The following is a 23,030-nucleotide window of genomic DNA, read 5'->3' as shown; positions in this document are numbered from 1 at the left end:
CGATATCGCAGCCAGTGGCGGCCCCATCATCAAAAACGACCGTTTCGGAACGTCGATGCCGTCCATCTCTGGCGTTCCGTTATGCAAAGATTCGTTTGGCCATTGCCGGCAGATCGACCCCAGCGTCACCTGAAAATCAGTTCTGTATAATTTCATACGAGAATACGATGATCAGCTCAATCACGTCCGCATCCACGAGAACGCATAATTTCAAAATACAACTGTCCTGCCTTGCTATGTCATCCAGCGAATATGAGACACTGATTTTAGCGATAATTTACCTGAGAGTAGTAGACTAATTACGCGTTTCTCTGGAGTTAACCGTTGTCATGCAACTTTATGAAGAACTTCAAGAATTGCAGAACCAAATATTGAACGCAATCGCTCATGGCGTTTCATTCGAATATATTGCCGACATGCTCTGCCGAAAGGCCGAGCAACTCTCCAATGACTCCGTTTGTACGGTCATTGCGATCGAAGCTGATGGACGTCTTCGATCGGTCGCCGCGCCGTCGCTGCCGAAGCATTATTGCGACGCCGTGGATACCCTGTTTGTCGGCCCAAACGTCGGATCATGCGGCACGGCCGCCTATCTGGCAAAGCCCATCCAGGTCACGGATATCGCGACGGATCCTCTCTGGGAATCTTACAAGCAACTCGCCTTGCCGCTCGGGCTCCGAGCCTGTTGGTCGATGCCGATCGTCCGTTCCGACGGAACGGTGGCGGCGACGTTCGCCTTCTACTCCCGGCAAAGCCGGCCGGCGACCGAAGTCGAGCGCGCCATCGTCTTCACCTGCATGCACCTGTGCAAGGTGGCCATCGCCTATGGCGAGATGCTGAAGCGAAACTTCGACCTGTCTCATTTCGACCAACTGACCGGTCTGCCCAATCGGCGACGGTTCGAAGAAACCTATGCGGCTCTCAGCGAAGCGGGGGGCGTGTTCGGCCTCCTGATGATCGACGTCGATCATCTCAAAATGGTCAACGACACGTTCGGCCACGCGATCGGCGATAGCCTCATCGCCGAAATCAGCCGTCGGCTGGCCGATCTGCCGGACGATGCCGCGGCCTACCGCATCGGCGGCGACGAATTCGCGGTGATCGTCGGACGATGCAGCGACCACGACGCGCTGCGGCGGATCGCCGAGCGAACGCTCGAGGCGATGGCGCTCCCTTTCGAGCACCAGAGGCATTCCCTCCTCCCCTCCGTTTCCATCGGCGGCGTGGTGCATGGGGCGGGCGAAGACGATCCCTCCCATTCGCGCCAGAACGCCGACTTCGCCCTCTATCACGCCAAGGAGACGGCGCGCGGCAGCTTCGTCTTCTTCGAGCCGAGCCTGCGCACCTCGATGATGCGGAGGATGGAAACGATCCGCTTGGTGCGCGACGCCCTCGATGACGGCCGCATCTTGAACTACTACCAACCGGTCGTCCGGATCGACGAGGGCAAGATCTCCGGCCTGGAAGTGCTGGCGCGCATGCGCGCGCTCGACGGCACCATCGTCCCCGCCGGCGAGTTTCTCGAGGCATTTTCCGATCGTCGATTGGCCGTCGCCCTGACACGTCGGGTCGCCGAGCAGACGGCGAAGGACATGGCCGCCTGGCTTTCGGCAGGAATCGCTCCCGAACGGATTGCAATCAATCTCTCCGGTGCAGACTTCGCCGAGGGCGGCCTCGACGATCGACTTGACGCGATCTTCCGAGCCCGTGGCGTTCCGTTCGAAAGGGTCACGCTGGAGATCACCGAAACGGTCGTCATCGAAGGCGGCGCTTGTCGGATCGGCCGTGCCATCAAATCCCTCCACAACAGAGGATTCAATATCGCGCTGGACGATTTCGGAACGGGTTACGCCTCCCTCACCCATCTCCTGATGCTCCCCGTCGATGCGATCAAGATCGACAAGTCTTTCGTTGCCCGACTGTCGGCATGCGAAGCGGGCGAGGCAATCGTCGAGGCGCTGATAGGGATCGCCGACCGGATCGGCTTGCGGATCATCGCCGAGGGCATCGAAAGCGAATTGCAGGCGCGCCGCTTGATCCAGCACGGTTGCGAGTATGGCCAAGGCTACTATTTCGCGCCGCCTGCGGATGCCGAACGAACGGCATGGCTTCTGCGTTCACGGGCGCCGAGGGCGATCAGCTCCGCCCAGGTCGCCGTGCCGGCAGGTTAGAGCCGCCCCCCAATGTGCACGCGCTTTCCTCACCTGCAGATGCGGCTGGCCGCCGCAGGCAAAGCCCCTCCGCCGCCTTCGCGTCATCGGCCGAGGACGGCTCCCCGCAATCCCTCGAGCGCACCCTCGAGGAGTTCCAGCCCGAGCAGCCGACGCGCGTCGACGGGTCCCGGCATGACGACGGAGCCGGACGGGAGCGGGCGGTAGCCGAGTGGCGCGTAGTAGGGCGGATCGCCGACGAGAATGATCGAACCCTCGCCCTTCTGCCGCGCCGCCTCCGCGGCGAGCCGCATCAGGGCCTTGCCGGCACCGCGGTTCTTGAAGGCCGGCCGGACCGCCAGCGGCCCCAGCAGAAGGCTCGGCGTCCCGCCGACGAGGATGGGCGTCAGCCGCACCGAGCCGATGATCGCGCCGTCATGTTCGGCGACGAAGGACAGTGCCGGATCGTGCGGCGCCATCTCTCGCACCCGCTCGGCCGCGCGGGCGAAGCGGCCGGGCCCGAAAGCCTCGTCCGCGATCGCGTCGATCGCTTGGTGATGCTCGGCAAGCTCGGGCCGAAAGCTGACATCGTTCAGGAATGACATGGAGGAAGGGTCCGAAAGCGGGATGATAGCGGTCTCGCCGCTCGCCTCCGGGTGATCGCCGGTCGCCAACGACGGATGGTCAGCGCTGGTGTGCGCTCGGCCTCATTCGTCGTCGCCGGATGATCATCGCGCTCGGTCCCATGGCTATGCGACGTCGCCGTTAGCACCTTCCCGGCCAACGGTCCACCGCCCATCGCCGTCGCTTCGCCTCGGAAGGTGACGCACTGTCGCGCCGATCTCGGAACACCCGTCGTTGCCGCCGGGTTGCAAGGGAACGACATTGCGGCAGGCGCGGTCTTTCGGATCACCGCCAGCCCATCATCCATCCGAACACTCGGGAGACGATCGCCATGGGACTTCTCGTCGACGGCAAATGGCAGGACAAGTGGTACGACACCGACAAGACCGGCGGAAAGTTCGAGCGCTCGAAGACCACCTTCCGCAGCTGGATCACGCCTGACGGCTCGCCGGGACCGAAAGGACAGACGGCCTTTCCCGCCGAGGCCGGGCGCTATCATCTCTACGTCTCGCTCGCCTGCCCCTGGGCGCACCGGACGCTGATCACCCGCAAGCTGAAGAAGCTCGAAGACGTCGTCTCGCTGTCGGTGGTCGACTATCACATGGGCGAGGAAGGCTGGGTGTTTTCCGAACGCCCCGGCGCGATCCCCGACACGGTCCTCGGCAAGCAGCGGCTCTACGAGGTCTATCTCGAGGCAGATCCGCGCTACACCGGCCGCGTCACCGTGCCGGTGCTCTGGGACAAGCAGACCGGCACCATCGTCAACAACGAGTCGGCCGAGATCATCCGCATCCTCGACACCGGCTTTTCGGACTTTGCCGACAATTCCGTCGACGTCACGCCGCAGCAGCATCTGACCGATATCGACGCGATCAACGATCGCATCTACGACACGGTCAACAACGGCGTCTACAAATGCGGTTTCGCCACCACCCAGGAAGCCTATGAGAAGGCCTTCCATCCGCTGTTCGAAACCCTCGACATGCTGGAGGATCGTCTGTCTCGGCAGCGCTATCTGGTCGGTTCGAAGGCGCCGACAGAGGCCGACTGGCGGCTGTTCACCACGCTGATCCGCTTCGACGCGGTCTATCACGGCCACTTCAAGTGCAACCAACGGCGCATCGCCGACTATCCCGCAATCGATGCCTATATGCGCGAACTCTACCAGTGGCCGGGCGTCGCCGAGACGGTGAATTTCGAGCACATCAAGGGCCACTATTACACCAGCCACAAGACCATCAATCCCACCGGCATCGTGCCGCTCGGGCCGCAGCTCGACCTCGACCGGCCGCACGGGCGGGAGAGCGTCCCCTCCGAAGCCTGAGGGGAGCCGGCATGATCGGAAATGGGGCGGCCTCTTCGCCCATGGGTCCGTTCGGCAAATCTGCCGCATGGGCCCGTCGTGGCGTTTCCGGGCGCCTCCTCCCGTTCAATGTCCGTTCGGCACGACAGCCAGTCTCGTCGGCTGGCCGCCCGATGGCATCGCTTCGGCGGCCAGGGTCTTCGCGGCCAGTCCGCGGGCCCATTCCGTCGGCGCCCGGCCGGTCACTCGGCGGAACTCGCGGTTGAAGTTCGACTTGGTGGCAAAGCCGCTGTCCAGCATCGCATCGGTGATCGATTGTCCGGCGTCGATGGCCGCACAGGCCGCGGCGATGCGGAACCCGTTGACGTAGCGCGAGACGTTCTCGCCGGTTCGCCGGTTGATCGCCTCGGAAACGCGCTTTGCCGGCAGGCCGAGCCGCCTTGCCAGCCGCGCGAGCGTCATGTCACTGTCGCGATAGAGCTTCTGCTCGGCGAGCAACTGCTCGAGCTCGGCCATGATGGCGGCGTCGCGCTGCCGCTCGGCTTCGTCTTCGCTGCTCGCCTCGCAGCCTGACGGACCAGGCTCCGCAACGGCTTCGCTCGCCGGCGCGCCGAGGCTTCGCGAGGCGGCGAGAGCGCCGATCAGGAGCAGCGTCAGGCTCGTGCCGAAGCTGACGATCCAGGCTTTGAGCCAAGCCGCGCCGAAGAACACCGCAAGCGCGATGGCCACGTCGCTCAGTGCCGAGGCGACCAGGGACGCGGCGAGCGCCCGCCAGACCAGCGGCGGCCAGTCGCCGGCGTCGAGCCGCGCCTCCGGCAGGGCGTCGGCGCCGGAGCGCAGGGCGACAAGCATCGCCGCCCCGTAACCGGCGAAGATCGCGACCACCGCGACGTCGATCACCTGCGGGGCCGTCAGGACGCAGAAGGCGACGAAGGCCGGGGCCAACAGATGAAGCGCCACTCCCGTCCGGCCCCGCCCCTGCGCCGCCTGCAGCGCCAGGAAGGCGAGCGGCGGGATCGTGACGGCGGTCACCGGCTGCAAGGGTCGAAAGCCCGGCACCCCGTAATACTGCGCCAGCGCGTTCACGACGCCCTGCAGGATGCAGGCGACGAGCAGCGCGGCGAGCGGCATCGCCAGGCGGCCCCCATGCAGGAGGCGGGCCAGCACATAGGCGAGGGCGAGCGAGACGACGAGCGAAATCGGCAATGCGAGCATGGAAGCGCTCCGTTGATCGGGATTCCTCGTTAGGCCTCGAACGGGTTCGGCGCGACCTGGAACCGGATCGAGGACGCCGAAAACCCTGCGACGGCGCATCGCGGTGCCCGGGCACCCTGCCCGAGATCATCGCCACAAGGAGCGCCACATGAAAAGCCGCCTCTCTCTCCTCGCCTGCTTCACCGCCATTCTCCTCGCCGGTGCAGCCCATGCCGAAACCGATGGGGGAGCGTCCGTTGAGGTGACCACCCCGGCGCAGCACCATGTCGAGCCACTCGCCGGCTACGACCGATTCGACATTACGGCTTCCCATCGCGCCGTCCTTGTTCCCGGCTCGATCTGGTATCCGGCTTCCACCCGCACCTATGCCGTCCCGATCGGCGACAACCCGGTCTTTACGGGCACCCGGGCCCTCGTCGGCGCGGCGGCTCAAGGGGGCAAGCATCCGCTGATCCTCCTGTCCCACGGCTCGGGCGGCAACATGGACGGTCTCGGCTGGCTGTCGTCAGAGCTCGCCCAGCGCGGCGCCTTGGTCGTCGCCGTCAACCATCCCGGCACGACGTCTGGCGATTCTTCGCCCCGCCGCACACCGCGTCTCGACCAGCGAGCGAAGGATCTCTCCGCCGCCCTCGACACGGTGCTGGCCGATCCGAGCTTCGGCCCGCTGATCGACAAGAGCCGTATCAGCGCCCTCGGCTTCTCCCTCGGCGGCAGCACCGTCATCGACCTCGCTGGCGGCCGTTTCGAGCGGACCAAGTTTCGCGACTACTGCAAGCGGTTCGCCGATCAGGGCGACTGCGTCTTCTTCCAAAAGGGCGGGATCGATTTCGACCATCTGCCGGTGGAAATGGAAGCCGACGTCCGCGACCCGCGAATCTCCTCTATCGTCGCCGTCGAACCCGGCCTGACCGACGCCCTGTCGGATGAGAGCATCGCGGCGATGACGCTGCCGGTCCAGCTGATCGGCCTCGGCGCGCCCAACCCGTGGCGTGCCGTGGACGTCTCCGCCTCCGGCTCCAATCTCGCCGCTCGCCTGCCCCGGGCGAGCCTCGAGACGATCCGCCCGGCCTCCCACTTCACCTTCCTCGGCCTCTGCAAGCCGGAGGCCGCACAGCTTCTGGAAGCCGAACAGGACGATCCGGTCTGCACCGACCCCGAGGGCTCGGACCGGGCGACGATCCACGCGAGGGTGATCGAGGCCGTCGCCCGCTTCCTCGGCCTTGCGGTTGCCTCGGCCTCAGCGAATGCCGCTTACCAGTAGGGATCGGGTGCGCCCCCGCCGGCGAGTTCGTCCAGCCGCCGGCGGGTGGCGTCGGTCAGTCCGTCCGGGAGGTCGTCTAGCGGGAAGAAGCCCGACTCGGCGATCTCCCGGTCGGGCTTCTTCTCGCTCGCCTGCACCACGCCGTCGCAGCGGTAGAAGACGACGTGGTCGTGTTTGGAGGCGGCCCGGTTGTAGTAGACGGCGAAGAGTTCCGGCGGGCGGGGGGCGACCAGATTGCCCTCCTCGGCCATTTCCCGATGCAGCGCTTCCTCCACCGTCTCGCCGCGGTCGACGCCGCCGCCCGGCATGTACCAGCCCGGCAGATAGGTGTGCCGGACGAGGAAGATGCGCCCCTCCTCGTCGAAGGCCGCGCCGCGCACCCCGAGGGTCATCGGCCGCGCCAGGAGATGGGCGCTCTGCATGGCCGCGACCAGCAATTTCTGAAACCGCACGGTTCCCCTCTCCGTCTTCGTGTCTACAATTGATACATGCCGAGGATGCGCAATTGCGCCTCCCTCGGCCAGCGTGAAAAAACAATCGCTTCCTGCGGAACAGCGTCGCCCAGACGCCGTCCCGCTCGAGGCCGATTTCGACCTTGGGAAATGCGATGTTCCGTCTCGCCCATCTCTCCGACATTCATCTCGGGCCGTTGCCGGAACTGTCCTTTCGCGAGCTGGCCTCCAAGCGCGTCACCGGCTGGTACAACTGGCAGCGCAACCGGCGTCGCATGATGTTCGGCGACACGCTGAGCGATCTCGTCCTCGACCTCCAGGCCGAGAACCCCGACCATATCGCGGTGACCGGCGACCTCGTCAATCTCGCCACCAAGAAGGAAACGATCGCCTCGGGCCTGTGGCTGCGCGATCTCGGAACACCCCAACTCGTCTCGTTGGTCCCCGGCAATCACGACGCCTATGTCCCCGGCGCGCTGAAGCGCTCCTACAAGGAGTGGCAACCGTACATGACCGGGGACGACGCGCTGAATTCCACTGCCAAGTCGTTTCCCTATCTGCGGATCCGGGAAAACGTCGCGATCCTCGGCGTCTCGACGGCGGAAGCGACGGCGCCGTTCTTCGCCACCGGCACGTTCAAGCGCGGTCAGGCGCTGCGGCTCGCCAAACTCCTGGAGACGACCCGGGCCCTCGGCTTGTTCCGCGTCGTCCTGATCCACCACCCGCCGATCTCCGGCTCCACCTCCTGGCACAAGCGGCTGATTGGCAAGCAGTTCTTCTCCAAGGTGATGCGCGACGTCGGAGCGGAGCTGGTGCTGCACGGCCATACGCATCTCGATACGCTCTACTGGCTGAAAGGCCCGGACAAGCAGATCCCCGTCGTCGGCGTTCCCTCCGCCAGCCAGGCGCCCGGCAGCAAGAACCCGGCGTCGCGCTACAACCTCTTCGAGATCTCCGGCGGACCGTCGACCTGGACGCTGATCCAGCGCGAGCGCGGCCACCGCGAGAACGAGCCCGGCATCGGCTGGGTGCGCGAGCGCGAGCTCCTCGCCGACGGACGGGCGATCGACGCCCGCCCCCGCGAGGATGCCAAGGAGGCCGTCTGAGCGCCGTCCGGCAGGCTCCTCGTGGCTTTGCCCCGCGTGAGCGCTAGAGGCCCGCGACCTGCGAGGCTTCGTCGGCCGGCACCAGCCGCACCACCTTGTAGCCGCGCTTTTCGAGTTCGGCGAGGAAACCGGGGAGCATCGCCGCCGCCCGCCCCTGGATGTCGTGCATCAGGATGATGCCGCGGCCGTGCTTGTCGAGCGTGCGCAGGGTGCGATCGCGCACCGTTTCCGGCGCGTCGCGAAAATAGTCCTTGGAATCGATGTCGACGTCGATGGCGACGATCCCGTCGCTCGCCAGACGATGGCGCAGGCTTGCCGTGTCGGCGAGATAGGGAAAGCGGAAGAACGGTGCCGGCCGCATGCCGATGGGCCGCAGGGCATCGGCGACGCTGAGCTCCCCCTTCCTGATTTCGGCCATCGCCGCCGCGTCGCTCATGGTCCGCAGATTGGCATGCCGATAGGTGTGGGTGCCGATGGTGTGGCCGGCCTCAGCGACTTCGCGGGCGATGTTTGGATAGGCCTTGGCCATCTGCCCGACCATCAGGAAGGTCGCTCCGACGCCATGGTCGGAGAGCGCCGCGAGGATCTTGTGGGTCTTGCCCGGCATCGGGCCGTCGTCGAAGGTCAGCACAACCTCCTTGTCGCGAAGGGCGATGTCGGAATAGCGCGAAACGGCGATCGTCCGTCCGGACAACGATGAGCCGACAGGCGGCTGGAACGACTGGAACAGCGGAAACGTCTTGTCGGCCTCGGGCGGCTGATAGCCGACGAGAGTGGCCGAGGCGCTCGTCGCCGGCGCACCAGCTAGCGCCATCGAATATCGGTCGTTCCGGGCGCAACCGGACAGCAACGAGGCTGCGAGAACGGCGGAAAGGAGAACTCGCGTGGAGCGCATGTGGACCGGCCCAGTGGCGTTGCTGACCACCGGATTGGTAAGGCGTTAAGGTTAATCTTCGGTTGCCGGCTGTTCTCCCCTTGGCCGCCGGCAGCTCCGCACTCGCGCGCATCCATCCGGGGGATGGTGACGTAAAGAGATGAGCGTGATACAACTCCTGCATGCAAATCCTTGCACGGAGTGACGTCGATGGCTGACGGCAGGTTCGAGGGACGAGTTGTGGTCGAATGGCTCGAGCACGGGGGTGCCGATCGCAACATGCAACTGCGGGAGGCTTTCGCCTTCGTCGGCGAAGACGGCGCGCGCTGGAACGTCCCAGCCGGAGCGATCGTCAATGGAGCGTCGATCCCGCAGACCTTCTGGACGCTGTTCGGTCCGCCTTTCGTCGGGGACTACCGCCGCGCCTCCGTCGTCCACGACTATTTCTGCGAGGTCAGGACGCGCCCGGCCCATGAAGTCCATCGGATGTTCTACGATGCCTGCCGCGCCGGCGGCGTCTCCTACGTCCGGGCGAAATCGATGTATGCCGCCGTTACGGCCTTCGGGCCGAACTGGACCCACGATGAGGCCGTCGTGTCCAGCTTCGGCTTCGACGCCCTCGCAAAGAGCCGGGGCGTCGCGCTCGAGACCCACATGGCCATGGACGACTTCATGGAGTTGAAGAACGACATCGAGATGACCGATCCATCCCTCGACGAGATCGACGCCAGGATCGCCCGCGGCCTGCAGGTCACGCCCGCGATCCCGCTCGAACGCGTCCCGCAGATGTAGCCTCAGGCGAGTGACGGATCGTTCTGGTTGGGCGCACCCGACGGAGCTTCCGGTCGCCGGATCGCGTCCATCGCCTGAAGCACCAGCGGATGCAGGCCTTCGGTCCGGCCACCATCCACCCGCTCGAACAGCTGGGTGCGCATGCGCGGCTCCCAGAACTTGTTGATGTGATCGGCGACACCCTTGGAGCGGGCGCCCTCCTTGGCCGATTCGAAAAACTTGGCGATCTGGTTCGCCATGTGGACCAGCTTGTCACGTTCCATGGACGGCTCTCCCCTGCGGCCGGTCCTGCTCCCGGCCCCCTTTTTCGTCTGTCGCCGCATCGCCACGGTCGGTTCCGGCGATGCGCTGCGGATGGGTGAAAATCTCGAACTCCTCGCCGCGCACCACGGCGACGAGGGTGATCCCCGCCGCCTCGGCCTCGCTGATCGCCAGCGCCGTCGGTGCCGACACCGCGGCGATCAGCCCGCATCCCATCCGCGCCGCCTTCTGGATCAGCTCCACCGACACCCGGCTGGTGATGGTGAGGAACCCCTTGCCCGGATCGATGCCGGCGCGAGCGAGATGCCCGGCCACCTTGTCGAGCGCATTGTGCCGGCCGACGTCCTCGCGGGTCACGACGGGGCTCCCGCCGGTCCCCTCGCCCACCCGATGAAACGCCGCCGCATGGACGGCGCGGGTCAGCCGGCTCAGATCCTGCTCCCGCGCCATGGCGGCCACCGCCTCGGTGATCGCCTGCGGCGCGATCGACGCCACTGCGGCACCAGCCGCGACCCGCGGCAGTGCCGGCGCCGCAAGTTCCAGCGATTCCACCCCGCACAACCCACAGCCCACCGGCCCGGTCATCTGCCGCCGGCGCGCCACATAGCTGCCGGCCCGCTCTTCCACCAGACGGATCTGGCAGTCGATGCCGGCCTCGGTCTCGACGATCTCCAGGTGCTCGATCTCGTCGATCCGTTCGACGATCCGCTCGTTGAGGACGAGGCCGATCGCCATCTCCTCCAGATCGGCCGGCGTCGCCATCATCACCGCATGGGTCGAGCCACCGATCGAGATCGCGACCGCGACTTCGGCCGGCACCTGCCGCTGCGAACGGCAGAAAGCCCCGTCCCTGAAAACGAGGCTCGCGACGTGCCGGGCGGTTTCGTCGACCATCGTCGTCCGCTCTGCCAGTCCCTACTCCGCCGCTTCGGCCGGCGCGATCCGCCGGCTTTCCATCGTCAGTTCGCGGTAGTCCTCCTGCCACTCGGTCGGGCCGTTGGAGGGCGAGATCTGCACCGCCGTCACCTTGTATTCGGGGCAGTTGGTCGCCCAGTCGGAGAAGTCGGTGGTGATGACGTTCACCTGCGTCATCGGGTGGTGGAAGGTCGTGTAGACGACGCCGGGAGCGACGCGGTCGGTGACCTTCGCCATGATTGCCGTAGAGCCCGAGCGGCTTTCAAGCTTCACCCAGTCGCCGTCGCGCACGCCCCGCTGCTCGGCATCATGCGGGTGGATCTCCAGAAGATCCTGGTCGTGCCAGACGACGTTGCCGGTCCGCCGCGTCTGGGCACCGACATTGTACTGCGAGAGGATGCGGCCCGTCGTGAGCAGCAGCGGGAAGCGCGGCCCCGTCCGCTCGTCCGTCGCGACGTATTCCGTCATGATGAACTTGCCCTTGCCGCGCATGAAGCCGTCGACATGCATGATCGGCGAGCCTTCCGGATGCGCCTCGTTGCAGGGCCACTGCACCGAGCCCTTCTCGTCGAGCAGCTCGTAGGTGACGTTGGCGAAGGACGGCGTCATCGCCGAGATCTCGGCCATGATCTCGGAGGGATGGGAATAGTTCATGTCCATGCCGATCGCCTGGGCGAGCAGCTGGGTGACCTGCCAGTCCTCGTAGCCGTTCTTCGGCGCCATCACCTTGCGCACGCGGTTGATCCGCCGTTCGGCATTGGTGAAGGTGCCGTTCTTTTCCAGGAAGCTCGAGCCGGGCAGGAAGACCGTGGCGTAGTTCGCCGTCTCGTTCAGGAAGAGGTCGTGGACGATGAGAAGTTCGAGCGCCGCGAGCCCTGCCGAAACGTGCTTGGTGTCCGGGTCGGACTGCAGGATGTCCTCGCCCTGGCAGTAGAGGCCCTTGAAGGTCCCCTCGACCGCCGCGTCGAACATGTTCGGGATCCGCAGCCCCGGCTCCTTGTCGATCTTGACGCCCCAAAGGTCCTCGAAGGTCTCGCGCACGGCGTCCATCGAAATGTGGCGATAGCCCGGCAGCTCATGGGGGAAGGAGCCCATGTCGCAGGAGCCTTGGACGTTGTTCTGGCCGCGCAGCGGATTCACGCCGACGCCCTTGCGGCCGATGTTGCCGGTCGCCATGGCGAGGTTGGCGATGGCGATGACCGAGGTCGAGCCCTGGCTGTGCTCTGTGACGCCGAGGCCGTAATAGATCGCCCCGTTGCCGCCGGTCGCATAGAGCCGCGCCGCCTTGCGCACATCGGCCGCCGGGACCCCGGTGACGCTTTCGACCGCTTCCGGCGAATGCCGCTCCTCGGCGACGAAGGCGGCCCATTCCTGGAACTCGTCCCAGTCGCAGCGCTCGCGCACGAAGCTCTCGTTCACAAGGCCTTCGGTGACGATGACATGAGCGAGCGCCGTCAACATCGCGACGTTGGTGCCGGGCTTCAGCGGCAGGTGATGGTCGGCCTTCACATGCGGCGTCTTGACCAGATCGATGCGGCGCGGATCGATGACGATCAGCTTGGCACCCGGCTCGCCCGGCTTGCCGCGCAGCCGCTTCTTCATGCGCGAGGCGAAGACCGGATGACCGTCGGTCGGGTTCGCGCCGATGACGAGGATGACGTCAGTATCCTCGACCGAGTCGAAATCCTGGGTTCCCGCCGACGTGCCGAAGGTCGAGTTGAGGCCGTAGCCCGTCGGCGAGTGGCAGACGCGGGCGCAGGTGTCGATGTTGTTGTTGCCGAAACCAGCCCGCACCAGCTTCTGGACGAGGTAGACTTCTTCGTTCGTGCAGCGCGACGACGAGATGCCGCCCATCGCGCCCTTGCCGTATTTCGCCTGGATGTCCTTGATCTTCGCGGCGGTGAAGGACAGCGCCTCCTCCCAGGAGACTTCGCGCCACGGCAGCGTGTAGTGGTCGCGGATCATCGGGTTGAGAACGCGGTCCTTGTGGGTCGCATAGCCGAGCGCGAAGCGGCCCTTGACGCAGCTATGGCCGCGATTGGCCTTGCCGTCCTTGTAGGGCACCATGCGTACCAGCTCTTCGCCGCGCATCTCAGCCTTGAACGAGCAGCCGACGCCGCAATAGGCGCAGGTGGTGACGACGGAATGCTCCGGCGTGCCGATCTCGATGACCGACTTCTCTTCCAGCGTCGCGGTCGGGCAGGCCTGGACGCAGGCGCCGCAGGAGACGCAGTCGGAGGAGAAGAAGTCGTCGAAGCTCGTACCGGCGGAGATGATCGAATCGAAGCCGCGGCCCGCCACCGTCAGCGCGAAGGTTCCCTGCACCTCGTTGCAGGCCCTGACGCAGCGCGAACAGACGATGCATTTCGACGGGTCGAACTGGAAGTAGGGGTTCGAGACGTCCTTCTCCTTGCCGAGATGATTCTCGCCCTCATAGCCGTAGCGCACGTCGCGCAGGCCGACGGCGCCGGCCATGTCCTGCAATTCGCAGTCGCCGTTGGCGGCGCAGGTGAGGCAGTCGAGCGGATGGTCGGAGATGTAGAGCTCCATCACCCCCTTGCGGATCTTCTTCAGCCGCTCGGTCTGGGTGGAGACCTTCATGCCCGCCGCCACCGGCGTCGTACAGGAGGCCGGCGTGCCGTTCCGCCCCTCGATCTCGACGACGCAGAGCCGGCAGGAGCCGAAGGCGTCCATCATGTCGGTGGCACAGAGCTTCGGCACCTGGACGCCGACATCCATCGCCGCCCGCATCAGCGACGTGCCCTCGGGCACCGTGATCTCCTGCCCGTCGATCGTCAGGGTAACGGTCTTCTCGGCCCTCGAGGCGGGCGTGCCGTAGTCGATTTCGCGAATGAGGCTCATGGGTTTTTCCTCCCTGACGGGCATTCGATTGATACGTCAGATGCGCCAGTGTCGTGGTCTGGTCACTCGTCCGAATTCGGCTTCATTCGCCGAGGTCTTTTGTCGCCAGCGACACGAGATAGTCGTCGATGGAAACGTTCATCTCGCTCGCACGCTTGTCGATGCGGAAGAGCAACTCGCTCGGTAGACGCAGGCCGTACATGCTGTAATCGCTGGGTCGACTGATCTTCATCGGCTTGAAGCCGGCCAGGTCGTATTCCGAAAGGTCTGCCTCATCGACGAAGCGCTCGGCCTCCTCGTCGGTCGCAAATTGCGGCATCGGCTTAAGCGTGGTCTTGCTCATAGAACCGTACCTCCTTCGAATGCATGTACCGGGCGCTGAGCGGTCGGGCCAGAAACCTCTCGCCGCGCTGGCGAACCGTGAAGACGACCAATATAGGCCGCCCCGCCCCGTTTCGCCCGATCGCCCGATCGCCCTGAAACGCTGCTCCTGCGTCGAATGCGACGGGTCCTCCACGATCAAGGGAAGTGCCCGCAGAGCATATTCGATCTCATCGACTGAAACGCCGTGCTTGCCGCATTTGTCGCGATTGCCTTGATCCCATTCGATTTCGTCGAAGATGGCCGGCATGAACGAAGCGCCTACTCCGCCGCCACCCTCATTGGCTCCCCGTGAAAATCCTCCGGAAAGTGCCGGATCGCGCTCATCACCGGATAGGGCGTGAAGCCGCCCAATGCGCAGAGCGAGCCGAACTTCATGGTGTTGCAGAGGTCCTCGATCAGCGCGAGGTTCTCCGCCGGCTTGTCGCCGTCGATGATCTTCTTCATCGTTTCATAGCCGCGCACCGCGCCAATCCGGCAGGGGGTACACTTGCCGCAGCTCTCGATCGCGCAGAACTCGAAGGCGAAGCGTGCCTGGGCCAGCATGTCGACCGTGTCGTCGAAGACGACGATGCCGGCATGGCCGATCAGCCCGTCCTTGGCGGCGAAGGCCTCGTAGTCGAAGGGCGTATCGAACAGCGATACCGGGAAGTATGCGCCCAGCGGCCCGCCCACCTGCACCGCCCGCACCGGCCGGCCCGAGGCCGTGCCGCCGGCGACCTCGTTGACGATTTCGCCGAGCGTCATGCCGAAGGGGGCTTCGAACATGCCGCCATGCTTGACGTTGCCGCCGAGCTGGATCGGGATGGTGCCGCGGGAGCGACCCATGCCGAGCTCTTTGTAGCCTTCCGCGCCCGCTGCCAGGATCTCCGGCGTCGAGGCCAGCGAGATGACGTTGTTGATCACCGTCGGCATGCCGAACAGGCCCTGGAGCGCCGGCAGCGGCGGCTTGAAGCGGACCTGCCCGCGCTTGCCTTCGAGACTGTCGAGCAGCGAGGTCTCCTCGCCGCAGACATAGGCCCCTGCCCCGACCCGCACCTCGATGTCGAAGACGTTCGACGAACCGAGCACGGAGGAGCCGAGCACGCCCGCCTCGTGCGCCCGGCTGATCGCCTCGCGCATCACGTCGATGGCGACGGGATATTCGGAGCGCAGATAGATGTAGCCCTTGGTCGCGCCGGTGGCGACGCCGGCGATCGCCATGCCCTCGATCAGGCAGAACGGATCGCCCTCCATGATCATCCGGTCGGCGAACGTCCCGGAATCGCCCTCGTCGGCATTGGCGACGATGTATTTGCGCGCGCCCTTCGCCTCGGCGACGGTCTTCCACTTGATGCCGGTCGGAAAGCCCGCCCCGCCCCGCCCTCGCAGGCCGGACTGGGTGACTTCGGCGACGATCGCCTCGGCGCCGATGCCGATCGCCCGTTCCAGTCCCTTCAGGCCGCCATGGGCCCGATAGTCGTCGAGCGACAAGGGATCGATGATGCCGCAGCGCTTGAAGGTGTGGCGCGTCTGGCGGGCGAAGAACGGATGCTCCTCGACCTTCCCGATCCGCCTCGGATGCCCGGCTCCCGACAGAATGCCGGCATCAACCAGCGCGTCCGCCTCACCCGGCTCGATCGGACCATAGGCGATGCGCCCGTCCGGCGTCTCGACCTCGATCATCGGCTCGAGCCACGCCATGCCGCGCGAACCGTTGCGGACGATCTCCAGGGACAGGCCGCGATCGGCGTTGAGCCGGGCGAATTCCTCGGCGATCTGGTCGGCGCCGCAGGCGACGGCGAAGGAATCCAGCGGAACGTAGAGCTTCGTCACAGCCGCGCCTCCTCGACAAGCGCGCCGATCTTGGCCTCGTTCAGCCGCCCGACGATCCGCCGGTCGAGCATGGCGGAAGGTGCCGCAGCGCAAAGTCCGAGGCAGTAGACTGCCTCGAGCGTCACCTGGCCGTCCTCGGTGGTCTCGCCGAACTTCACGCCCAGCGCTCTTTCGAATGCACCCGCCATCGCGTCGCTGCCGGCCGCCTGGCAGGCCTCCGCCCGGCAGACTTTCAGGACATGACGGCCGCGCGGCTCCTTGTGGAAGTCGTGATAGAAGGTGACGACCCCATAGACCTCGGCGCGCGTCAGGTTCAGCGCGGCCGCGATCTGACGCACCGCCGCTTCCGGCACATGGCCGTACCGCTCCTGGATGCCGTGCAGAATGGGCAGCATGGGCCCTTCGAGTCCGGCATGGTCGGCGATGATCTCGGCGACTTCGCCTTCGTCGTACTGCGCCTGAGAAACCAAGCGTTTACCTCCCGCACCTGGTTTTGAATCCTTCCAGGAACGGAACACCCAGAACGCGCAGGAATCAATGCGGCAATCCCCGTATGTCGATAGAGAATTTCTATCGTACCGCAGCCGGACCGTGGCTTTTCCGGCACCAACGGAGATTGCCCAGCCCGCGTCCGTCAGCGCAAGGCGAACCACCCACCGCTGATCGGACGGTGCGTCAGACCGGCCCGATCAGCCGCGATTCCTCCCAGAACGCAGCGACGATCGGCGGCCTCAGCTCTCGCCTCGCGGTGACGAGACCAATCCTGTAACCGACATCCGGCCCTGTGATCGGGATCGCCACCAGCGGATCGGCAAGGCCGAGCACCGCCGCCGACCGGTAGGGCATCACGGTGGCGATTCCGGCGAGCCGCGTCTGCGACAGGAGCGCCACCATGGAATTGGATTCCGTCACGGCCCGGAACGGCCGACCGCCGGCACCGAGATGGCGATTGAGGATCTGGCGATTGCGCATCGTCGAGCTGAGGAGACCGAGCCTGAGCGTCGCGACCTCCTCCCAGGTCACCTCCTCGCGATCGTGGAAGTCGCTGCCCTTTCGAGTGACCAGGCAATAGTGTTCGTCGTAAAGGACGTGGCTGTCGAGCTTCTTCAGCCTTTCGTCGTCGACATAGGTGAGGCCGACGTCGATCTCGAAATTGGCGATCGCCGACAGGATTTCTGTCGCGGTCTGCGAGGTGATCTCAAAGGTCACGTTCTCGTATTTTTCATGGAAGGGCGCCGTCAGCTTGGCAACCACCGCAAGGCTCGTCGGGATTGCTCCGATCCGCAGATGCCCCGACAGGCCACGTTTGACGGTTTTGACCTCCTCGCGCATCGTCCTGACGTCGTCGGTGATCCGCCGCGCCCAGGCGAGCGCCCGCTCGCCCTCCTCCGTCAGCCCGCGATAGCGCGAGCCGCGATTGACCAGCGTCGTGCCCAGCCGCTCCTCCAGCTGGCGGATGCCCGCCGAAAGCGTCGGCTGGGTGATGCCGAGCCGATCGGCCGCCCGTCCGAAATGCTTTTCGCCCGAAAGCGCGATCAGATATTCCAGCTTGTCGATCATTCCGACTTTCCACGAACGGACCGTGCCGGCGCGTCGGCCAAAAAGGCCGGCGTCCGTGCGATCCGAATTCGGCGCGCCACCCGCCATCCATCCGACCATTTGCCGGCGCTATCGGCAAGACGCGCGGGCGTTTTGCAGCCTCTCGCGCGATCAGGCCAGTTCCCGCCCTGCCCTTCGACGCCTCTTGCGCGGCGGGATCGATTCCGATCTTGGAGCCGATGCTGTAGGGCTTCGAACCCTCCTCCCCCCGTGCGCTTCAGAACCGGACCTTTCGATGCCCCACGACGATCTTTCCCAACTCGGCCGCGCCGCACGCCCCGCCGCCACGCCGGACGAAGCCGTCCTAGAAACCGTCCCCTACGCCCGCGGCGCCGGTACCCCCGCGATCGTCCGCTTCACCTGCCCGGAATTCACCTCGCTCTGCCCGGTCACCGGCCAGCCGGACTTCGCCCACATCGTCATCGACTACGCGCCCGACGCCCGGCTGGTCGAATCGAAGTCGCTGAAACTCTTCCTGACCAGCTTCCGCAATCACGGCGCCTTCCACGAGGACTGCACCGTCATGATCGCCCGCCGTATCGTCAAAGCGACGAAGCCGCTGTGGCTGCGGATCGGCGGCTACTGGTATCCGCGCGGCGGCATCCCGATCGACGTCTTCTGGCAGACCGGCCCGGTACCCGAGGGCGTCTACCTGCCGGACCAGGGCGTCCCGCCCTATCGTGGCCGGGGATAGCGAGCGGCAAGCGCCGCTTATTGATCATTGCCGGCCTGCCGCCGTAAATGCCGGCCAGCCTCATTGCTCTCGAGCCAACCCCGCGCCAGCGCAGCCTCACCGACAGGACCGACCATGACCGATCATGATCTCACTCTCGATTCCATCGAAGACGCGATCGCTGCCATCGCCGAAGGTGAACTCGTCGTCGTCGTCGACGACACCGATCGCGAGAACGAGGGCGACCTGATCATGGCCGCGTCCAAGGCGACGGCGGAGAAGATGGCCTTCATGATCCGCCACACCAGCGGCATCATCTGCGTTCCGATGACCGGCCAGCGCGCCGAGACGCTCAATCTGCCGCCGATGGTCGCCAACAATCTCGATCCGATGCGCACCGCCTTCACCGTCTCGGTCGACTATAAGGTCGGCATGACCACGGGCATCGCCGCCGAGGAACGCGCCAACACTTGCCGTGCTCTCGCCAACACCAACTGCGCTCCCAGCGACTTCCTGCGCCCCGGCCACATCTTCCCGCTGATCGGCCGCGAAGGCGGCGTCCTCACCCGCTCCGGCCACACCGAGGCCGGAATCGATCTCGCCCGCCTCGCCGGCCTCGAGCCCGCCGGCGTCCTCGCCGAGGTCGTCAACGACGACGGCACCGTCAAGCGCCTGCCGGAGCTTGTCCCCTTCGCCCGCGAGCACGGGCTGAAGATCATTTCGATCGAAGACCTCATCTCCTATCGCATCCGCCGGGAGTCCTTCGTCACCTGCGTTCGCGAGGAGGACTTTTCCCTCGCCGGTCTGCCGGGCAAGATCCGCATCTATGAGACGCCCTTCGACGACATCCAGCACGTCGTCTTCGTCCATGGCGAGGTCCGCGGACGCAACCAGGTTCCGACCCGCATCCATCGCGAGCAGCCGGTTCTCGACATGCTGTCGCTGGTCGGCGGCGGACGAAGCTGGGTCGACGTCGCGGTTGAGAAGATCAAGGCGAGCGGCCAGGGCGTCGTGATGCTGTTGCGCTCGCCGCAGATCGACGACCTCGAGGCGAGGCCGGCTGCAGGAGACGAACCGGTTGCCGACGGCGAACGGCATCTCAGCGCCCGGATCCGCCGCCAGCGCTGGCGGGAAGTAGGCATCGGCGCGCAGATCCTGCGCGATCTCGGCGTCTCCTCGATCGCCGTCCTCGCCACCCACGAGCGCGCCTATGTCGGCCTGACCGGCTTCGGCATCGAGGTGTGCGAGACCATTCTCGTCAAGGAATGACGGTTCGGTTCAGACGCTCGGTTGGCGTTGCCCCGAAGCTCCGGCGGACCGGCGGGAGCGGAATGCCCGTCTCGGCCCATGCCAACTGAAACCTCGCGGCAAGGCCGCTGAGGCATCCACCCGCTGGGTATCGGCACGGATGGGCCCCGCAGACGCGCATCGGCGGCTGTCGGTTCGCTCCGGCAGGCTGCACTTGCTGTTCTCGCGCCGTTCTCGGCCACGGCCATGTCCCGGGGGCTTCCGGATTCCGACGCCGCTCTTGCGGCGCCGCCTTACGCGCCAGCAGGCTGCAGATCGCCGTGGAGCGAGGCCGGATTCCCCTCCGTAAGATCACAATATCCCGCTTGCCCGATGAGGGCAGAATTTTTTCCCTCCAAGATTGTATCATCAAATCCCCATGGAGCGGTGCTGCTACGCCGGTGTGATCGCTGTGCCGCATCGCAACATCCGCGAACGGCTCGCCATCACCTCAAGCCTCTGGAAACCCGGGTCGACGAGCGAAGATCTCGCCGACGCGCAGCAGCTGCGCCTTCGGCCGGCTCGACGTCCACCCGCATTTTTCTGCAATCACGGCGCGCCGCATTTCCTGGGGTCAAGGCCAGCAGTAGTCCTCGAAATCTCCCGCGACGCCGCAAAAGGCGAGTATCGATATGAGATCTGACGCGAGGACATGAGCCAAAATCGGACAGTGCTCGTGCCGAAATGAAACATAAACCGGCGAATCGCGCTTTTTCCTGGCTGAATCCCGATAATGTATTGATCTTTCTTTACAGACCTTTAATGCTTCCCTTGCGCAACATCGAACACGGAGGCGTTTATTCTCATGCGCAAAGTGCTGCTCACGCTGATCGCCGCTGCCGGCGCAGTCTCCTTCGCGGGGACCGCCGATGCCAAGTGGTACAAGAAAGAAGTCGATGAACGGGGCGCCAAGTGCTACCTCGTCGAATACGTCCCTTCCCTCTACAAGTACAACACCCGCGGCAAGCTGGTTCAGCACTCGGGTACGTCGTGGGAAGGCGACATCACCGACGGTGCAACCATCTATCACCGCCGCAACCCGGCTGTGTACATTACGACCAAGAAGCTCGTCGAACAGGACCACTACACCCTGGTCCCCTGCTAAGCAGCTGAATCGGGCGGGGGAGGATGAACCGTTTTCCCCCGCTCTTCACGATGACACGGCCACAGGTCATGATGCCCGACGGCCCGGGGAACAAGGGTGCCGAATTCGGCGCCGGCGCCCGCTGCCAGAAAGTACCGGGCAGAGTTTCGATTGCGGCGTCCTGCCCTCGGTAATTTCGGACACCTCGGCAGCCGGACATGAAACGCGATCGTCGATTTCGCTCGGCGGGTCTCAGCCGGGCAGGATCAGGCGGCCGGGCTGAAGCAACCGTCAATCCGCATGGGAGGAAACCCGCGATGCTGCTGCAGACCGTCTTTCTCGCCGGAGCCATCGCCATCCCATTCTCCGACTCGCCGGCGCAGGACCCAGCTCCGCCGCCCGGCGACCTGCCGCGCTTCGAGACCGCCTTCGAGTTTGCCGAGATTTCGGGCGGCTACCGGCTCAATGCGATCGTCATCGATCTCGCAACGGGCAAGCGAGGTTCGACCCCCATCGGCGACTGCCGGACGATCAACCTCGATTCCTTCTCGGAAGGACCGTTCGGAACGCCGGTCGTCTGCAATGGGGTCAACTACAGCTTCGACGTCCGCAAGGGCCAGATCGTCGTCGACGCAGCGCCGGGGCGCAAGCCTCCGAAGGTCGTGCAGACCCTTCGGCCCGGCCACGTCCTGGTCGACGGCACGCCGCTGCTCATAGAAGATCCGGCGAAATAGGCATTCCAGGCACGCCCTCATAGGGCCTGCGATAGCGCACCTCGCCGTCGATCCGCGGATGCTCCGGAGCGATGCGGTTGGGCGGCGCGGCGCCGAGCGGCAGCCGGGCGAGCCTCGCGTCGTCATCTGCCGGCGCAACGCTTGTCTCGATCTCGACGGGAGGCGCCGCAGGCTGCCCGGACATCGCCGGGGCGAACGCATCGGACATCGGGATGACCGGGTCGCTCGCCAGCGGCATCAGGAATGCCTCGCCGATCAACGCGTCCCTCAATGCGGAAGCGGCGTTCGGCGCCGGCGGCCCGTCCTCGCCCTCTCGAACTCGTCGAACCTCGCCTGCCCCGTCTTCCGCCGCGCCGTCCTCGTCCGCCTGCGGTTCGGGCGGTGCGACGAAGCCCTCGTAGGACAGCGCGCCAAGAACGTAGGGTGGGACGTAAAAGGCGGCGTTGGTCTCGGTGATCGGGCGCACGATGAGGACGGGGCCCGTCTCGCAGGCCTCGGCGGTCGGCTCCCCGCCGACGCTCAAGGTGACGTAGCAGGTCGTCGGCCGGGCGGCACAGCCGGCCGTGCCCAGCGCCGCAGCGATCGATATCCCGACGAAGAGTGAACGCGCCGCCATCGAGGGCCTCCTGACGGCGACTTTCCAGCTTTATGGTTAACCTTGGGTTAAGCGACGAGCGATACCGCGCCTCGGCTGCGTGGACGGCGGCCCCGGCTCAGCTTGCCAGTTCGAGCCGCGCGACGGTCCGCCGCACCGCCTCGATGAACATGCGCAGCGCCGGTGAGGGATCGCCCTCCCCCCGCAGGGTGAGGCCGACCGGGCCGAGGGTCTCGCGCATGGCGATCGGCAGTTCGACCAGCATGCCTTCGGCGACGTCGAGCGCCACCACGCCGGAGGAGATCACCCACACCGCGTCGGTCTTGCGCACATAGGCGCGGCCGAAGGTCTCCGCGACGGTTTCGATGCGGTGGCCGACCCGGCGGATCCCCTGGGCGATGAAGAACTGCTCGGCCAAAGTCCGGATCGCCGCGTCGCGGTTCGGAAAGACGATCGGATAGTCGGCGATGGCAGCGACGTCGCTGCGCCCGACCAGCGGGTGGCCCGGCCGCACCACCAGCGAGATCCGCTCGGAATACAATTGCGAGAAGCTGTGGCCCTCCATCACCTCGGGATTTCCAAGCCGGCCGATGACGAGGTCGACGGCGCCGCTTGCAAGCTCCGAGAGAAGATAACCATTCGGTCCAGTTACGATTGCGAGCCCAACTTCCGGTGCGACGCGGCCCATCTCCACCGCCGAGTCTGGAACGATGCGCGCGGCGACCGACGGCAAGGCGCCGATCGAGAGGCGCAGTCCTCCGGCCGCAAGCGTCTCGGAAACCCCCTCGATCCCTTGCCGCAGCGCCGCCAGGCTGGAACTTGCATAGGCGTGAAACATCTGGCCGACAGGCGTCAGGGAGACCCCGCTGCGATTGCGTTCCATCAGCCGCGCGCCGAGTACCGATTCCAGTTCCGCCAGCGTCTTGGAAACCGCCGGCTGGGAGACATGCATCAGTTCCGCGGCCCTTCCGACACTGGCGCTGCGTGCAACTTCGACGAATGTACGCAAATGGCGAATCTTGATTCTGCGATCAATTTCCATAACTC

Annotated in this window: 22 protein-coding genes; 9 read left to right on the top strand and 13 right to left on the bottom strand. The window is 65.6% G+C overall.

The window, feature by feature from the left end; genetic code table 11:
* Window positions 1–329 precede the first annotated feature (329 nt).
* Entirely contained in the window at window positions 330–2,171 is a 1,842-nt protein-coding gene (locus GTK09_RS01230; RefSeq protein ID WP_281353327.1) for a bifunctional diguanylate cyclase/phosphodiesterase, read from the top strand.
* Window positions 2,172–2,254: 83 nt separating this feature from the next.
* On the opposite strand, the gene GTK09_RS01225 is transcribed toward GTK09_RS01230, so the two are convergent.
* The gene (locus GTK09_RS01225) at window positions 2,255–2,755 is read right to left on the bottom strand and encodes a GNAT family N-acetyltransferase (protein WP_163460657.1); all 501 of its coding nucleotides are present in this window, start codon (window positions 2,753–2,755) and stop codon (window positions 2,255–2,257) included.
* Between the two features lie 350 nt (window positions 2,756–3,105).
* Between GTK09_RS01225 and GTK09_RS01220 the strand changes: the two genes are divergently transcribed.
* On the top strand, window positions 3,106–4,098 hold the full coding sequence (locus GTK09_RS01220) for a glutathione S-transferase family protein (protein WP_163460656.1): 993 nt from the start codon (window positions 3,106–3,108) through the stop codon (window positions 4,096–4,098).
* A gap of 105 nt (window positions 4,099–4,203) precedes the next feature.
* Here GTK09_RS01220 and GTK09_RS01215 read toward each other — a convergent pair whose 3' ends face one another.
* Window positions 4,204–5,292 carry a helix-turn-helix domain-containing protein gene (locus GTK09_RS01215; protein ID WP_163460655.1) on the bottom strand — a complete coding sequence of 363 codons (1,089 nt, stop codon included), beginning with the start codon at window positions 5,290–5,292 and terminating at the stop codon, window positions 4,204–4,206.
* Between the two features lie 148 nt (window positions 5,293–5,440).
* Here GTK09_RS01215 and GTK09_RS01210 point away from each other — a divergent pair, with 148 nt between their 5' ends.
* Entirely contained in the window at window positions 5,441–6,553 is a 1,113-nt protein-coding gene (locus GTK09_RS01210; protein WP_203560833.1) for an alpha/beta hydrolase family protein, read from the top strand.
* Here GTK09_RS01210 and GTK09_RS01205 read toward each other — a convergent pair.
* A complete protein-coding gene (locus GTK09_RS01205) occupies window positions 6,544–6,975 on the bottom strand; it encodes an NUDIX domain-containing protein (protein ID WP_163460952.1) in 432 nt (143 codons plus the stop codon). The genes GTK09_RS01210 and GTK09_RS01205 overlap by 10 nt on opposite strands.
* 185 nt (window positions 6,976–7,160) lie before the next feature.
* Here GTK09_RS01205 and GTK09_RS01200 point away from each other — a divergent pair, with 185 nt between their 5' ends.
* A complete protein-coding gene (locus GTK09_RS01200; protein ID WP_163460654.1) occupies window positions 7,161–8,111 on the top strand; it encodes a metallophosphoesterase family protein in 951 nt (316 codons plus the stop codon).
* A 43-nt stretch (window positions 8,112–8,154) separates the two neighbouring features.
* Here the strand turns inward: GTK09_RS01200 and GTK09_RS01195 are convergent, their stop codons facing one another.
* Window positions 8,155–8,925 (bottom strand): polysaccharide deacetylase family protein, encoded by a 771-nt coding sequence (locus tag GTK09_RS01195; RefSeq protein WP_246217628.1) that lies wholly within the window; start codon window positions 8,923–8,925, stop codon window positions 8,155–8,157.
* A 270-nt stretch (window positions 8,926–9,195) separates the two neighbouring features.
* Between GTK09_RS01195 and GTK09_RS01190 the strand changes: the two genes are divergently transcribed.
* A complete protein-coding gene (locus GTK09_RS01190; RefSeq protein WP_163460652.1) occupies window positions 9,196–9,777 on the top strand; it encodes a DUF1353 domain-containing protein in 582 nt (193 codons plus the stop codon).
* Window positions 9,778–9,779: 2 nt separating this feature from the next.
* Here the strand turns inward: GTK09_RS01190 and GTK09_RS01185 are convergent, their stop codons facing one another.
* The 7 genes from GTK09_RS01185 to GTK09_RS01150 form a co-directional block, all read right to left on the bottom strand.
* Window positions 9,780–10,040, bottom strand: a complete 261-nt coding sequence (locus GTK09_RS01185) for a formate dehydrogenase subunit delta (RefSeq protein ID WP_163460651.1) — start codon at window positions 10,038–10,040, stop codon at window positions 9,780–9,782.
* A complete protein-coding gene (gene fdhD, locus GTK09_RS01180; protein WP_163460650.1) occupies window positions 10,030–10,932 on the bottom strand; it encodes a formate dehydrogenase accessory sulfurtransferase FdhD in 903 nt (300 codons plus the stop codon). Before fdhD ends, GTK09_RS01185 begins: the two co-directional genes overlap by 11 nt.
* A 21-nt stretch (window positions 10,933–10,953) precedes the next feature.
* Window positions 10,954–13,815: a formate dehydrogenase subunit alpha gene (fdhF, locus tag GTK09_RS01175; protein WP_163460649.1), complete on the bottom strand. Its 2,862-nt coding sequence runs from the start codon at window positions 13,813–13,815 to the stop codon at window positions 10,954–10,956.
* 82 nt (window positions 13,816–13,897) lie between these two features.
* Window positions 13,898–14,446 (bottom strand): CopG family antitoxin, encoded by a 549-nt coding sequence (locus tag GTK09_RS27125; RefSeq protein WP_203560832.1) that lies wholly within the window; start codon window positions 14,444–14,446, stop codon window positions 13,898–13,900.
* Between the two features lie 11 nt (window positions 14,447–14,457).
* On the bottom strand, window positions 14,458–16,011 hold the full coding sequence (locus tag GTK09_RS01160) for a formate dehydrogenase beta subunit (RefSeq protein WP_163460648.1): 1,554 nt from the start codon (window positions 16,009–16,011) through the stop codon (window positions 14,458–14,460).
* Entirely contained in the window at window positions 16,008–16,481 is a 474-nt protein-coding gene (locus GTK09_RS01155) for a formate dehydrogenase subunit gamma (protein WP_163460647.1), read from the bottom strand. Before GTK09_RS01155 ends, GTK09_RS01160 begins: the two co-directional genes overlap by 4 nt.
* Window positions 16,482–16,686: 205 nt before the next feature.
* Window positions 16,687–17,571, bottom strand: a complete 885-nt coding sequence (locus GTK09_RS01150; protein ID WP_163460646.1) for a LysR family transcriptional regulator — start codon at window positions 17,569–17,571, stop codon at window positions 16,687–16,689.
* A 274-nt stretch (window positions 17,572–17,845) separates the two neighbouring features.
* On the opposite strand from GTK09_RS01150, the gene queF reads away from it, so the two are divergent.
* From queF to GTK09_RS01130, 4 genes are all read left to right on the top strand, one after another.
* Window positions 17,846–18,304 (top strand): preQ(1) synthase, encoded by a 459-nt coding sequence (gene queF / locus GTK09_RS01145; RefSeq protein ID WP_163460645.1) that lies wholly within the window; start codon window positions 17,846–17,848, stop codon window positions 18,302–18,304.
* Between the two features lie 114 nt (window positions 18,305–18,418).
* Window positions 18,419–19,552 (top strand): 3,4-dihydroxy-2-butanone-4-phosphate synthase, encoded by a 1,134-nt coding sequence (gene ribB / locus GTK09_RS01140; RefSeq protein WP_163460644.1) that lies wholly within the window; start codon window positions 18,419–18,421, stop codon window positions 19,550–19,552.
* 823 nt (window positions 19,553–20,375) lie between these two features.
* Complete coding sequence (locus GTK09_RS01135; RefSeq protein ID WP_163460643.1) at window positions 20,376–20,675, top strand: hypothetical protein; 300 nt, start codon at window positions 20,376–20,378, stop codon at window positions 20,673–20,675.
* A gap of 296 nt (window positions 20,676–20,971) precedes the next feature.
* On the top strand, window positions 20,972–21,388 hold the full coding sequence (locus tag GTK09_RS01130) for a Rossmann-fold NAD(P)-binding domain-containing protein (RefSeq protein ID WP_163460642.1): 417 nt from the start codon (window positions 20,972–20,974) through the stop codon (window positions 21,386–21,388).
* On the opposite strand, the gene GTK09_RS01125 is transcribed toward GTK09_RS01130, so the two are convergent.
* Together GTK09_RS01125 and pcaQ are read right to left on the bottom strand one after the other, a co-directional pair.
* A complete protein-coding gene (locus GTK09_RS01125; protein ID WP_163460641.1) occupies window positions 21,366–22,004 on the bottom strand; it encodes a hypothetical protein in 639 nt (212 codons plus the stop codon). The genes GTK09_RS01130 and GTK09_RS01125 overlap by 23 nt on opposite strands.
* A 97-nt stretch (window positions 22,005–22,101) precedes the next feature.
* Window positions 22,102–23,025, bottom strand: coding sequence for a pca operon transcription factor PcaQ (gene pcaQ, locus GTK09_RS01120; RefSeq protein ID WP_163460640.1), 924 nt, complete (start codon window positions 23,023–23,025; stop codon window positions 22,102–22,104).
* Window positions 23,026–23,030: the final 5 nt, after the last annotated feature.

Source organism: Jiella pacifica, assembly GCF_010500815.1.
Lineage (GTDB): Bacteria > Pseudomonadota > Alphaproteobacteria > Rhizobiales > Rhizobiaceae > Jiella > Jiella pacifica.
This window is presented reverse-complemented; position numbering and strand designations above follow the sequence as displayed.

What these genes read in the sequence shown, in the direction of transcription:
- GTK09_RS01205 (WP_163460952.1), bottom strand. Translation starts at nt 6,975, where the DNA reads ATGCAGAGCGCCCATCTCCTGGCGCGGCCGATGACCCTCGGGGTGCGC.
- GTK09_RS01195 (WP_246217628.1), bottom strand. Translation starts at nt 8,925, where the DNA reads ATGGCGCTAGCTGGTGCGCCGGCGACGAGCGCCTCGGCCACTCTCGTC.
- GTK09_RS01210 (WP_203560833.1), top strand. Translation starts at nt 5,441, where the DNA reads ATGAAAAGCCGCCTCTCTCTCCTCGCCTGCTTCACCGCCATTCTCCTC.
- GTK09_RS01200 (WP_163460654.1), top strand. Translation starts at nt 7,161, where the DNA reads ATGTTCCGTCTCGCCCATCTCTCCGACATTCATCTCGGGCCGTTGCCG.
- GTK09_RS01220 (WP_163460656.1), top strand. Translation starts at nt 3,106, where the DNA reads ATGGGACTTCTCGTCGACGGCAAATGGCAGGACAAGTGGTACGACACC.
- GTK09_RS01185 (WP_163460651.1), bottom strand. Translation starts at nt 10,040, where the DNA reads ATGGAACGTGACAAGCTGGTCCACATGGCGAACCAGATCGCCAAGTTT.
- GTK09_RS01190 (WP_163460652.1), top strand. Translation starts at nt 9,196, where the DNA reads ATGGCTGACGGCAGGTTCGAGGGACGAGTTGTGGTCGAATGGCTCGAG.
- GTK09_RS01230 (WP_281353327.1), top strand. Translation starts at nt 330, where the DNA reads ATGCAACTTTATGAAGAACTTCAAGAATTGCAGAACCAAATATTGAAC.
- fdhF (WP_163460649.1), bottom strand. Translation starts at nt 13,815, where the DNA reads ATGAGCCTCATTCGCGAAATCGACTACGGCACGCCCGCCTCGAGGGCC.
- queF (WP_163460645.1), top strand. Translation starts at nt 17,846, where the DNA reads ATGCCCCACGACGATCTTTCCCAACTCGGCCGCGCCGCACGCCCCGCC.
- fdhD (WP_163460650.1), bottom strand. Translation starts at nt 10,932, where the DNA reads ATGGTCGACGAAACCGCCCGGCACGTCGCGAGCCTCGTTTTCAGGGAC.
- GTK09_RS01125 (WP_163460641.1), bottom strand. Translation starts at nt 22,004, where the DNA reads ATGGCGGCGCGTTCACTCTTCGTCGGGATATCGATCGCTGCGGCGCTG.
- ribB (WP_163460644.1), top strand. Translation starts at nt 18,419, where the DNA reads ATGACCGATCATGATCTCACTCTCGATTCCATCGAAGACGCGATCGCT.
- pcaQ (WP_163460640.1), bottom strand. Translation starts at nt 23,025, where the DNA reads ATGGAAATTGATCGCAGAATCAAGATTCGCCATTTGCGTACATTCGTC.
- GTK09_RS01135 (WP_163460643.1), top strand. Translation starts at nt 20,376, where the DNA reads ATGCGCAAAGTGCTGCTCACGCTGATCGCCGCTGCCGGCGCAGTCTCC.
- GTK09_RS01215 (WP_163460655.1), bottom strand. Translation starts at nt 5,292, where the DNA reads ATGCTCGCATTGCCGATTTCGCTCGTCGTCTCGCTCGCCCTCGCCTAT.
- GTK09_RS01150 (WP_163460646.1), bottom strand. Translation starts at nt 17,571, where the DNA reads ATGATCGACAAGCTGGAATATCTGATCGCGCTTTCGGGCGAAAAGCAT.
- GTK09_RS27125 (WP_203560832.1), bottom strand. Translation starts at nt 14,446, where the DNA reads ATGCCGGCCATCTTCGACGAAATCGAATGGGATCAAGGCAATCGCGAC.
- GTK09_RS01130 (WP_163460642.1), top strand. Translation starts at nt 20,972, where the DNA reads ATGCTGCTGCAGACCGTCTTTCTCGCCGGAGCCATCGCCATCCCATTC.
- GTK09_RS01225 (WP_163460657.1), bottom strand. Translation starts at nt 2,755, where the DNA reads ATGTCATTCCTGAACGATGTCAGCTTTCGGCCCGAGCTTGCCGAGCAT.